The sequence below is a fragment of the Parvibaculum sp. genome (assembly GCF_049651025.1).
Taxonomy (GTDB): Bacteria; Pseudomonadota; Alphaproteobacteria; order Parvibaculales; family Parvibaculaceae; genus Parvibaculum.
This window is the reverse complement of sequence record NZ_JBASBH010000028.1, coordinates 1-11,993: the sequence shown is the minus strand read 5'-3', so window position 1 is coordinate 11,993 and position 11,993 is coordinate 1. Positions and strand designations below refer to the sequence as shown.

Below are 11,993 nucleotides of genomic sequence, written 5' to 3'. Positions count from 1 at the left end.
AGGCGTCATTCAGGGGGAGAAAACATGGCGAGCGATGTCGCAATCGGGGTTTGCTATTACCCGGAGCATTGGCCGGAGGCGATGTGGGCGGACGATGCGCGGCGCATGCGCGAGGCGGGGATTTCGCGGGTTCGCATCGGCGAGTTCGCCTGGTCGCGGCTTGAGCCCGATCCGGGCCGCTATGAGTTCGACTGGCTCGCGCGCGCGATCGACACGCTGCATGAGGCGGGGCTCGGCGTCATTCTGGGTACGCCGACGGCGACGCCGCCCAAATGGCTCGTCGATTCCATGCCGGACATGCTTGCCGTCGATCATCATGACCGCGTTCGCGGTTTCGGCTCGCGGCGGCATTATTGTTTTTCTCATATCGGTTATCGGCGGGAATGCGCGCGGATCGTCGGCGCGCTTGCCGAGCAGTTCGGACAACATCCGGCCGTCGTCGCCTGGCAGACCGACAATGAATATGGATGCCACAACACGGTGCGATCTTATTCCAGCAGCGCCGCGCTCGGCTTTCGTCATTGGCTGAAAGAGCGTTACGGCACAGTCGCGGCGCTGAACGAGGCCTGGGGCAATGTGTTCTGGAGCATGGAGTATCGGGATTTCTCCGAGATCGATCTTCCGACGGGCGCTGTCACCGAAACGAACCCGTCGCATCGCGCCGACTTCGAGCGCTATTCGTCCGATCAGGTGCGCGCCTTCAATCAAGTGCAGACGGAGGTGATCCGCGTCTTGTCGCCGGGGCGCGACATTCTCCACAACTTCATGACCTTCCATGTTGATTTCGATCACTACGAGGTGATGAAGGACATGGACATCGCGACATGGGATTCCTACCCGCTCGGCAGTCTGGATGTCTTTCCTGCCGACCCGAAGCACAAGGCGGCTTACGCGCGGACGGGCGATCCCGACATGCAGGCCTTTCACCACGATCTTTATCGCGGCACAGGGCGGGGACGTTTCGGCATCATGGAGCAGCAGCCGGGGCCGGTGAACTGGGCGGCCTATAATACCGATGCGCTGCCGGGCCTCGTGCGGCTCTGGGGCATGGAAGGCTTCGCGCATGGGGCGGAGATGGTCGCCTATTTCCGCTGGCGTCAGGCACCCTTCGCGCAGGAGCAGTTTCACGCCGGGCTCAACCTGCCGAACAACGAACCCGACCGCGCCTATTTCGAAGTGCAGCAGCTTTCCCGCGAATTGGCGCATCTCGGCGCGCTCGGCAAACCGGCACAGGCGCGGGTCGCGATTGTCTATTCCTATGAGGCGCAGTGGCTGTTGCGCGTCCAGCCGCAGGGACAGAATTTTTCCTATATCGAGCAGGTCTTCACGATTTATCGGAGCTTGCGCGGGCTGGGGCTCGACATCGACATTGTCGGGCCGGATGCGGATTTGTCCGCTTATGCCTTCGCCATAGTCCCGTCGATGCCCTATGTGCCCGAAAAACTCGCGGCGTCGCTCAGTGCCTTTCAAGGCACTCTTCTTGTCATGCCACGCACGGGGAGCCGCACGCGCTCGCATCATATTCCCGAGAACCTTGCGCCCGGCCCGCTTGCTGGGTTGCTGGGGATAAAGGTCACGCGCGCCGAGAGTTTCCGCAGCTATGCAGCCGTGCCCGTTCTCTATGACAACGAGCCGCACAAGTTCGACCGCTGGCGTGAATTTGTGACCGGCGAGGCAGAGGTCGTGGCGCGGACGGGCGACGGGCATCCGGCGCTGACGCGGAAAGACCGCGCCTATTATCTCGCAGGGTCGCCGGATGCGGTGTTTCTTGAACAGCTGATTGTGCGTCTGGCCCGTGAAGCCGGATTGAGCGTCGAGGCATTACCGACGGGGTTGCGGACGAGGGTTAGGGGGGATTACCGCTTCGTCTTCAACTATGGTCCAGAGCCTGTCGATGCGACGGCACTTCTGGGTGGTGAGCTTGTGCTTGGCGAGCGTCTTCTCGATGTCGGCGGCGTCGCGGTGGCGCGTGGGCGGCATTAACCAGAGATGCAAGCTCGCCTCGCGACTTTTTGGCCCGGCATGTTAGCTTGGGTAACTGTTTGCGTTGGAGCTTTGCCCTTATGACGATCGCCTATCCCCGCCGCCGCTTCGTTCAACTTGCCGCCGGCGCAACCGTGACGCTGTTTGGTCTTTTGCTTTCGGGTTGCGCCGATGCGGGCACGCATGTGCGCGTGCCTGAAACGCGCAAGCCCATGGCGCCGCCGGTCAATGCCGACAATCAGCGTTTTGCCGATTGGCTGACGGAGTTTCGGATCGAGGCGATGAAGGAGGGGATCAAGCCGCAGACGTTCAACCGCGCCCTGGCAGGTGTGGCGCCGGACGACAGTGTCGTGGCGGCGGATCAGAACCAGCCGGAATTCGTGAAGCCCGTATGGGAATATCTCAAGGGCGCACTGTCAGAAAAGCGCGTGGAGCGCGGCCGCGCGCTGCTTGCCGAGAACAAGTATCTGCTCGACCGGCTGGAAAAGGCCTATGGCGTCGATCGGCATGTGATCGTGTCCATCTGGGGGCTGGAATCGAATTTCGGCGATTTTATGGGAACGCAGAGTGTCGTGCGTTCGCTGGCGACGCTGGGCTTTGAGGGCCGCCGCCCGACTTACGGGCGGACGCAGCTTATCGCGGCGCTGAAGATCATCGAAGCCGGTGACGTGCAGCCTGAAGAAATGCTCGGCTCATGGGCCGGTGCGATGGGGCAGACGCAGTTCATCCCGACGACCTATCTCGCGCATGCCGTCGATTTCGATGGCGATGGACGTCGAGACATCTGGCATTCGACGGCGGATACGCTCGGCTCGACCGCGCAATATCTTTCCGTCTCGGGCTGGGAGGCCGGTGGCAACTGGGGCTATGAAGTGACGATGCCTTCCGGCTTCGATTATGCGCTGTCCGATATGTCGGTGACGAAGTCGGTCGGCGAATGGAGCAAGCTCGGGCTAAAGCGTGCCGACGGGCGGGCCTTTGCTGCGACCGACACGCAGTCCGGCGCGTCGCTATTCCTGCCCGCCGGGCATAAGGGACCCGCCTTCCTTGTGCTGAAGAATTTCAAGACGATCCTCGTCTATAATAATTCGACGTCATATGCGCTGGCTGTCAGCCTGCTTGCCGACCGTTTCCGTGGTGCGGGCGAGATCAGGGGACAATGGCCGCTCGACGAGCGACCGCTGACCCGTACCGAACGCGAGGAATTGCAGGCGCTGCTCACGGCCAAGGGCTATGACCACGGAAAGGCGGATGGCATTATCGGGTTCAATACCCGCAAGGCGATCCGCTCCTATCAGGCGTCGGTCGGCCTGCCGCCGGACGGCTATCCCACCTCCTCGTTGCTGGAAAAAATGCGATCGAAGTGACGGGGCGGAGTTCTGCGCTATAGTGTCCGCCCATGAACCTGCGCCAGATTCGCTATTTCATAGCAGCTGCCGAAACCGAGTCCGTCTCTCGCGCGGCGCAGGAGCTTGGGATTTCGCAATCGGCGATCACCTCGGCCATTCAGGCGCTTGAATATGAAATGGGCGCAAGCCTGTTCGTACGCCATGCCAAAGGGGTGCGGTTGACGCATGAGGGGCACCAGCTGGTGCTTCACGCGCGGCGCATCATGGGCGCGGTTGCCGATGCGCAGCGAGCGGTGAGCGTTCGGCCCGAAGCCATGTCGGGCGATCTCAATATCGGCGTCACCCATATGGTGTCGGGCTACTACCTCGCCGATCTGCTGGCGCGGTATCGCCGTGTATTCCCGCAGGTCGATGTGCGTGTGGTCGAGGACGAGCGCACATATCTTGAGCACTTGCTGGTGAATGGCGAACTCGATGTCGGGCTGCTGCTCGTGTCGAATTTGCAGGATCGGCAGGCGCTTGAATCCGAAATTCTGATCCGTTCGCCCTGGCGCATCTGGCTTCCGGCCGGTCACGAGCTGACGCAACAAAACGTTCTGGCGCTGAGCGATATTGCGACGGAGCCGCTCATCATGCTTGCCGTCGACGAACTGATCGAGACGACGACGGCCTATTGGCAGGAAGAGGGCATGACGCCCAATATCGTGCTGAAGACGGCGTCCGTCGAGGCGGTCAGAAGTCTGGTCGGCATGGGCGTCGGGCTGGCGACTTTGCCGGACATGGCCTATCGCCCCTGGTCGCTCGAGGGCGACAGGCTTGAAGCGCGCGAGCTTGCCAATCCCATTCCGACCGTCGATGTCGGGCTCGTATGGCGGCGCGGCGCGCCGCTTCGTCCGACCGCCAGCCAGTTCCTCGACATGTGCCGCGAATACAGCCCGCCCGCTACAAGGCGCCGCGGGGCGGGTGCGTGAGCGGAGGCTCCGTTATCTGATTTTCAGAACGAACCCTATTGATTTTCCGATTTTCAATTCGTTATTCGCTGTCCTAGCATTCCTTGACGGTCCGCCAGATTGCTTGCCTGAAACCGTTCAAAGTCCGCAAGCTTTTGATTTTGAATGAGTTCCGGTCTTGTGGCGGCCTCTTTAGGGGAGGGCTGTTACATGCAGACCAAGCTTTTCATTGGCGGCGAGTTCGTGGCCGGAGAGGGCGCGATCGAGGAGATATTGAACCCGGCAACCGGGGCTTCGATCGCCAAAATTCCCTCCGCTTCCAAAAGCCAGATCGACAAGGCCGTGGCTGCCGCGGCGCATGCTTTTCTGAGCTGGGGCCGCACGACGCCCGCCGAACGCTCCGCTCTGCTGCTGAAGCTTGCCGACCGCATAGAGGCCGATGCGGAAGGCTTTGCGCGGCTTGAAAGCCAGAATTGCGGCAAGCCCTATAATCGTGTGCTCGAGGACGAAATCCCGGCGATTGTCGATTGCTTCCGTTTCTTTGCGGGCGCGGCACGCTGCATGACGGGGAGTGCGGCGGGGGAGTATCTTTCAGGCTTCACCAGCATGATCCGGCGCGATCCCGTTGGTGTCGTCGCCTCGATCGCGCCCTGGAATTACCCGCTGATGATGGCGGCGTGGAAAATCGCGCCAGCCCTTGCCGCGGGCAATGTGGTGATCCTGAAACCCTCCGAGCAGACGCCTCTGACCGCGCTGAAGCTTGCCGAGGTCATGGCCGAACTTTTCCCGGCAGGCGTCTGGAATCTGGTGCTTGGGCGCGGCGACACGGTTGGCGCGCCGCTCGTGTCGCATCCGGGCGTCCATATGAGTTCGCTGACAGGCGACATTGCGACGGGCCGCAAGGTGCTGGAGGCGGCGACGGGCACGCTGAAGCGCACGCATCTGGAACTGGGGGGCAAGGCACCCGTTATCGTTTTCGACGATGCCGATATAGAGGCGGTGGTCGAAGGGGTGCGGACTTTCGGCTATTATAATGCCGGTCAGGACTGCACGGCGGCTTGCCGCATTTATGCAGGCGCGAAGATTTACGACAAGCTCGCCGCCGATCTCACCAGTGCCGTCTCGACGATAAAGTTCGGCGGGCCGGATCAGGAAGGCGCCGAGATCGGCCCGATCATCAGTGAACGTCAACGGGCGCGGGTTTCGAGCTTTGTCGAACGCGCGCGCGTTCTGAAACACATAGAAGTGACAACCGGCGGTAAGCCAGGTGTCGGCAATGGCTTTTTCTACGAGCCGACCGTCATCGTCGGCGCCCGCCAGGAAGATGAGATCGTGCAGCGCGAGGTCTTCGGGCCGGTCGTATCGATCACGCGGTTCAGCGACCCCGACGAGGCGGTCAACTGGGCGAATGATTCCCAATATGGCCTGGCTTCGTCCGTCTGGACACGCGACATCAGCCGCGCGATGGCGACGGCGGCGCGGCTTCAATATGGCTGCACCTGGGTCAATACGCATTTCATGCTGGCCAATGAAATGCCGCATGGCGGCATGAAATCATCGGGATATGGCAAGGATCTTTCGGCTTATGCGCTGGAAGATTACTCAGTGGTACGCCACGTAATGGTGAAATTCTGAACGCGAGGGCGGAGAACGCAGTGAGCAGTTTCACCGTGCATACATCGCAGCAGGCCAGCGCGAAAGACGCGGAGGTCGCGCCTGTGATTGTGCGCCTCGCCGCGGTTCATAAATCCTATAAGGACGTCATCGCCGTCGATGGCGTCGATCTGGAGGTGCGGCGCGGCGAGTTCTTCACGCTGCTTGGCCCCTCCGGCTCGGGCAAGACGACATCGCTTCGGCTCATTGCCGGTTTTGAGAAACCTGATCGCGGCGTCATCGAGTTGAACGGCGCCGATGTCACGGGGCTGCCGCCTTATGATCGCGACATCAACACGGTGTTTCAGGATTACGCGCTGTTTCCGCATATGACGGTTGCGGAGAATATCGCCTACGGATTGCAGGCAAAAGGCGTCGGGCGCGAGGAAACAACGGAGCGTGTCGCAGAGGCTTTGCGGATGGTGCGGCTTGTCGATTACGGCGCGCGCGCACCGTCGCAGCTTTCAGGTGGGCAGCGTCAACGCGTCGGGCTTGCGCGCGCCATCGTCAACCGGCCAAAGGTTCTGCTTCTCGACGAACCGCTTGGGGCGCTCGATCTGAAGCTGCGGCAGGAAATGGAATCGGAGCTGAAGCGCATTCAGGCCGAAGTCGGCATCACATTCATTTATGTGACGCATGATCAGGAAGAGGCGCTGACCATGAGCGACCGTATCGCCATCTTCAATCTGGGCCGCATCGTTCAGGTGGGAACGCCGATCCAGGTTTACGAAGAGCCGGCCAATGAGTTCGTCGCGGATTTCGTCGGCACGTCGAATATTTTGCGGCGCGGCGGCAAGCGTCTCGTCTTGCGACCGGAGAAAATCCGTATTGCCCCTGAAGGGGAATTGTTCGACGAGGCCGGGCTTCACACAGAAGCGGGACGGCTCGTCGAGATCATCTATGTCGGCCATTTCACGCGCTATGTCGTGGCGCTTGACGATGGAATAGAAGTGATCGCGGTCCGTCAAAATGTCGATCGGTCCGGGGCCTGGCTTCATGTGAAGCCGGGCACGCGTGTTCAAGTTGCTTGGCGTCCAGACAATCTGTTTGAACTTTCGTGAAAACAAGGAGGGACGATTACCATGATGAGCAGAGTGACTAGATATGCCGCGACAGGGGCACTCCTCGCCACGGCAGTTGCGTTTTCCGTCTCGGCATTTGCTGAGCCGGCGGCGCCGAATTATCCAAAGACAATCGGAGCGGGCGAAGGCGCACTCAACATTGTCGCCTGGGAAGGCTATGCAGAAGATGCGTGGATAAAGCCCTTCGAAAAGGAAACGGGCTGCATCGTCAATCGCAAATATGCGGGCTCGTCCGATGAAATGGTCGCGCTGATGCGGCAGGGCGGCGGCTCTGAGTATGATCTCGTATCGGCATCGGGCGATGCGAGTCTCAGGCTCATTCTTGGCGGCAATGTGCAGCCGATCGATGTGAAGCTCATTCCCGATTTCGAGAACTTCGTGCCGGATCTGAAAGCGCCGCCGCACAACACGCTGAAGGGCGTGCATTACGGCCTCTCCTACGAGTGGGGTCCGAATGTGTTGCTTTACAATACGGAGAAGGTGGCGACCGCGCCGACAAGCTGGGGCGCGATTTATGATGCGCAATACAAGGGCAAGGTAAGTGTGCCCGACAATCCGATCCAGATCGCCGATGCGGCGCTCTATCTGTCGAAGAAGGATCCGAGCCTCGGCATCACCGACCCGTATGAACTCAATACGAAGCAGCTTGATGCGGTGGTCGCGCTGTTGAAGACACAGCGCCCGCTCGTCAAGAAATACTGGGCGCTGGCGTCGGACGAGATCGAGCTGTTCAAGAATGGCGACGTCATCATCGGTGCCGCCTGGCCCTATCAGACCAATACGCTGAAAGCGGCGGGCTCCAAGGTTGCGGATTTGATCCCCGTTGAAGGAGCGACGGGCTGGGCCGATAGCTGGATGCTCTCGGCAAAATCGAAGCATGTGAACTGCGCCTACAAGTTCATGGCTTATGTTTCGACGCCTGACGTGCAGGCGCAACAGGCGATCTATTTCGGCGAGACGCCCGCGAACCTCAAGGCTTGCGAGGCGATGGACAAGGCCGATGCAGGCTCTTGCGCCAAGTACCATCTCAATGAAGCGACGACCTACATCAAGCAGATCAAATTCTGGAAGACGCCGCAGGAAACCTGCAGCAACGGAAAGAAGGACTGCACAAGCTATACGACCTGGCAGCAGAAATGGCAGGAGATCAAGGGTTGAACAGCCGTTCCGATACGGCAGTCGGCTCGACGGCGGGTGCTTTTTCCAAAGGCATCCGCCGTATGTCGGCGGCGTTGTGGAGAAGGCCGGCGATTGGCGCCGGTTTTCTGCTCGCGCCGCCACTTGCCTGGTTCATTCTGATTTATCTCGCGGCGCTCGCCGCGCTTTTCATCTCTGCCTTCTGGACGGTGGACAGCTTCACCGGCGAGATCGATCGCACCTGGACGCTCGCCAATTTTGAGACGATCGTTTCGAGCGATATTTATCGGCGGATCGCGATACGCACGATCTTCATGGCGGCGGCGGTCACGATTACGGATATCATTCTCGCATTTCCTTTCGCCTATTTCATGGTGCGACTTGCCGGTCCGCGGCAACGCGTCGTGCTTTTCACCCTTGTGCTTGTGCCCTTGTGGTCGAGTTATCTCGCGCGCGTTTATGCGTGGCGTTTGATCTTCGCCAATGACGGCGCGCTCAACTGGGTGCTTCGCCAGCTTGGATTCGAGGGTGTCGAGATCGGCTATACGAACTGGGCGATGTGGATCGTGTTTTCGTATATCTGGTTGCCGTTCATGATCATGCCGATCTATGCGGCAATCGAGCGGATACCCTATTCGCTGTTCGAAGCCTCGCAGGATCTTGGTGCGAAGGCCTGGCGCACATTTTTCAAGGTCATTTTGCCGCTGGCGCTTCCCGGCGTCATTGCAGGTTCGATTTTCACTTTCTCGCTGACGCTTGGCGATTACATCACGCCGGTTCTCGTTGGCGGACCGGGCTCGGATTTCATCGGCAATGTCGTTTATGCAAATGTCGGCATCGCCAACAATATTCCATTCGCGGCGGCCTATGCGAGCATTCCGCTTGTCGTCATGGCTGCCTATCTGGCCTTTGCGCGCCGGACCGGCGCGTTCGATGTGATGTGAGGAGGCGATCATGGAAACGAGAGCGGCACGGATCGCACTGACGGCATGGGTTATTTTCGTGCTGCTGTTTCTCTTCATCCCGATCGCGATCATTCTTGTCTATGCATTTAACGCATCGAATATTCAGAGCTGGCCGATTGCGGGTTTCTCGCTGCGCTGGTTTGCGTCGGCCTATGAGAACCAGGAGATCAGGACGGCGCTCGCTCTGTCGCTCAAGGCAGGTCTGCTATCGACCGCCATTGCGGTTTTCCTCGGCTCCGCCGCCGCGCTTGCGGTGCACCGATATGAATTTTTCGGCAAGGATGCCGTCTCCTTCATGGTGGTCTTGCCCATTGCGCTGCCGGGCATCATCACCGGCATGGCGCTCAATTCATTCTTTGTCTTCTGGGGACTTGGGCTTTCCTTCTGGACGATTGTGATCGGCCACGCGACCTTCTGCATCGTCATCGTTTACAACAATGTCATCGCGCGATTGCGCCGCGTGCCCAAATCGCTGGAAGAAGCGTCGATGGATCTCGGCGCCGATGGATGGCAGACGTTTCGTCGTGTGACCTTGCCGATGATTTCAACGTCGCTCGTCGCGGGCGCGCTGCTGGCATTCGCGCTCTCCTTCGACGAAGTGATTGTGACGACGTTTACGGCGGGCGCGCAGAACACTCTGCCGCTCTGGATTTTCGGCGCGATACGGCTTGGCCAGAAGCTGCCGGAGGTGAATGTGGTCGTGCTTATCGTGATGACGCTGACATTTGTGCCGGTGCTGCTCGCCTATCGCCTCACCAATCAGGCCGGACCGATGGTGAAATAGAGCGGGCGAAGCGATATCCCCAATTATAAAACTCGGCATGCCTCCCATCTCCCGCTGGAACGTGATCCATGCGGGAGAGGGCGATGAGCGGGATTTCAAAATTTTCCGGTTTTCCACCGGCTGGCCCGCTGAGCTGGCCGCTGGACAAAAAGCCGGTCTGGCGCGGCGGCAGCCCCGATAGCGGTGAGCAGGGTCCGCATCTTGGCTGGTGGCATGCAAAGGCGGCGCTGGCGCTCGATTTTTTCAATGCGCGGATGATGCGTGGCGGCGAAGAGTTGCCGCTGGCGTCGGTGGTCGCCACGTTGCGCTCTTCGCCGCATTTGCTGGCCGATGCGCAGGGCATCCATCACTCATTCGCGGCCAATGAGCTTGCGACCATTGCGGGTCGGGGCGCTTACATTGGCGGGCAGATGACGCCGCTCGTCGTGCGCAATTCCGACCTTCTGGTGGGCTGGAGCAATTCGTCGGCGCCGCTCACTCATTCAGACGCGGGCGGTATGGCGCTGGGGATATTCACGCGTACGCTGCTTGTTTCTTCGGATGCCACCAACACGAGGCATAGGCGCATTACGCTGCCGAATGCCGTCAAAAGCGGCGACACCTATACCGTCATCGCTCACTATCAGTTGGGCACGAGCGGGAATATTCTCGTCTTCCTCGAAAATCAAAGCGGGGGAACTTTCAGCCGTGTCGCGGGCAATGTCGCCGCGCCGATTGTGACCACGATGGATGCGGGCGCGATTTCGAACCTTGCGACGGTTCTGCTGCCGGATGGCGTGACATATCGCACGACGTTTCACTGGGTTCCGAATTTCAGCGACATCCCTCGCGTCGGCATGGGCCCCTACAATACGAGCCCATCAGGCGGCACGGTGATAGCGCTCGGTATGGATATTCATCCGGGCAGGCTTGCGACGCCGTGGATCGTGAGTGAAGGCTCAAGCACAATGACGTCGTCGCGCCTCGCCTCCGATGTGCGCGTAATGGCGTCGGGCAGCGAACCCTTTGACGGATATGATGCGGCGGGCCTTGCGAGCGGGAATACAATTCTCTTCGAAATGTCCCTGTCGGAACTTGCGAGCGGAACGAACCGTAGTCTGCTCAATATTGCCGGTGGCTCGGGTGAGCATCAGGCTGTCTATCTTGATGGCGTTGCGAACGAGCTGCGGATTGCGACGAAGAAAGGCGGCGCGACACCTTTCACAATCGGCGTGCCGATGGTTGCTGCGGGCAATGTCCGCGTCGCGGCGCGCTTTGTCGATGGAAGTTATCGTCTGCGGCGCAGCGGGGGCGGGGTGAGTACCGGCACGTCGGCGGTGACGGGTGCGATGCCGTCACCACTGACGACGATCTATCTCGGTCAGGCGGACAATTTGAGCGGCCATCTCAATGGCATCATCAAGCAGGCGCAGATATGCCGCCCGCTGACCGACGGCGAAATGGATGCATGGGTGGCAGCGTGACTGAGTTTCCCTAGGCCACCAGCGAATAGCGCGGCACGTTGCCGATGCCGCCATAGAGGTCGAAGCCGCGTGCCAACCATGCGTTGAGCTTGTCGTCTTCTGCAAGCATCGGCAGCGTGCAGATGGCGCTCGCCCAGAGAAAACCGCCCAGCGCGATATAGTCGGCGTAGTTCGGTGTGTCGCCGCCGAGGAAGGGCGCAGAGGCCAGTGCGGCGCGCATCGGGCGCAAGGCGTGGCGCAGCTCGGGCAGGCGCGCGTCGCGTCCTTCGACGAATTGCTCAAGCGTTTTTCCGCCGAGGCGGCTTTCGCGGCTCTGGCGGAAGTAGGGTTGGTCCTCGGGGCGTGCATGATTGTGGATGTCGAGCACGCAGAGACTGAACATGCGGTTCATGATTTCGAGGCCGAACCAGCCATCGAAGAAGCGCGCCATCGCGCGTTCTTGCGGCGACGAGAAAATCGCGGGCCGATCCGGATAGGTCGCATCGAGATAGTCGGCAATTGCCCAGCTATCGCAGACCGTCTTGTCGCCATCTTCGATGATGGGGACGGTCTTGAATTTGCCGCCGCAGATATTGGGAATTTCGGTGAAGCCGACCGGGCGCGTTTCGACGTCGAGACCCTTATGGG

Annotated in this window: 10 protein-coding genes; 9 read left to right on the top strand and 1 reads right to left on the bottom strand. The window is 60.2% G+C overall.

Annotation, left to right across the window (positions count from 1 at the left end; translation table 11 throughout):
• Positions 1–24: 24 nt before the first annotated feature.
• From WA943_RS03140 to WA943_RS03100, 9 genes are all read left to right on the top strand, one after another.
• Positions 25–1,983 (top strand): beta-galactosidase, encoded by a 1,959-nt coding sequence (locus WA943_RS03140; protein WP_424468383.1) that lies wholly within the window; start codon positions 25–27, stop codon positions 1,981–1,983.
• A gap of 80 nt (positions 1,984–2,063) precedes the next feature.
• Positions 2,064–3,350 (top strand): lytic murein transglycosylase, encoded by a 1,287-nt coding sequence (locus WA943_RS03135; RefSeq protein ID WP_424468382.1) that lies wholly within the window; start codon positions 2,064–2,066, stop codon positions 3,348–3,350.
• Positions 3,351–3,382: 32 nt separating this feature from the next.
• A complete protein-coding gene (locus tag WA943_RS03130) occupies positions 3,383–4,303 on the top strand; it encodes a LysR family transcriptional regulator (protein WP_424468381.1) in 921 nt (306 codons plus the stop codon).
• A 189-nt stretch (positions 4,304–4,492) separates the two neighbouring features.
• A complete protein-coding gene (locus WA943_RS03125; RefSeq protein WP_424468380.1) occupies positions 4,493–5,917 on the top strand; it encodes a gamma-aminobutyraldehyde dehydrogenase in 1,425 nt (474 codons plus the stop codon).
• 83 nt (positions 5,918–6,000) lie between these two features.
• On the top strand, positions 6,001–6,996 hold the full coding sequence (locus WA943_RS03120; RefSeq protein ID WP_424468421.1) for an ABC transporter ATP-binding protein: 996 nt from the start codon (positions 6,001–6,003) through the stop codon (positions 6,994–6,996).
• A 21-nt stretch (positions 6,997–7,017) separates the two neighbouring features.
• The gene (locus WA943_RS03115; RefSeq protein WP_424468379.1) at positions 7,018–8,175 is read left to right on the top strand and encodes an ABC transporter substrate-binding protein; all 1,158 of its coding nucleotides are present in this window, start codon (positions 7,018–7,020) and stop codon (positions 8,173–8,175) included.
• Complete coding sequence (locus WA943_RS03110; protein ID WP_424468378.1) at positions 8,172–9,098, top strand: ABC transporter permease; 927 nt, start codon at positions 8,172–8,174, stop codon at positions 9,096–9,098. The genes WA943_RS03115 and WA943_RS03110 overlap by 4 nt, the downstream gene beginning before the upstream one ends.
• Before the next feature lie 10 nt (positions 9,099–9,108).
• Positions 9,109–9,903 (top strand): ABC transporter permease, encoded by a 795-nt coding sequence (locus WA943_RS03105; protein WP_424468377.1) that lies wholly within the window; start codon positions 9,109–9,111, stop codon positions 9,901–9,903.
• 83 nt (positions 9,904–9,986) lie between these two features.
• The gene (locus WA943_RS03100) at positions 9,987–11,366 is read left to right on the top strand and encodes a phage head spike fiber domain-containing protein (RefSeq protein WP_424468376.1); all 1,380 of its coding nucleotides are present in this window, start codon (positions 9,987–9,989) and stop codon (positions 11,364–11,366) included.
• Positions 11,367–11,376: 10 nt separating this feature from the next.
• Here the strand turns inward: WA943_RS03100 and WA943_RS03095 are convergent.
• Positions 11,377–11,993 (bottom strand): glutathione S-transferase family protein (locus WA943_RS03095; protein ID WP_424468375.1); only part of this gene is annotated, 617 nt, incomplete at its 5' end.

Bases quoted from the DNA above. Each gene is read 5' to 3' on its own strand.
- WA943_RS03140 (WP_424468383.1), top strand. From the start codon at position 25: ATGGCGAGCGATGTCGCAATCGGGGTTTGCTATTACCCGGAGCATTGG.
- WA943_RS03125 (WP_424468380.1), top strand. From the start codon at position 4,493: ATGCAGACCAAGCTTTTCATTGGCGGCGAGTTCGTGGCCGGAGAGGGC.
- WA943_RS03135 (WP_424468382.1), top strand. From the start codon at position 2,064: ATGACGATCGCCTATCCCCGCCGCCGCTTCGTTCAACTTGCCGCCGGC.
- WA943_RS03100 (WP_424468376.1), top strand. From the start codon at position 9,987: ATGAGCGGGATTTCAAAATTTTCCGGTTTTCCACCGGCTGGCCCGCTG.
- WA943_RS03115 (WP_424468379.1), top strand. From the start codon at position 7,018: ATGATGAGCAGAGTGACTAGATATGCCGCGACAGGGGCACTCCTCGCC.
- WA943_RS03105 (WP_424468377.1), top strand. From the start codon at position 9,109: ATGGAAACGAGAGCGGCACGGATCGCACTGACGGCATGGGTTATTTTC.
- WA943_RS03130 (WP_424468381.1), top strand. From the start codon at position 3,383: ATGAACCTGCGCCAGATTCGCTATTTCATAGCAGCTGCCGAAACCGAG.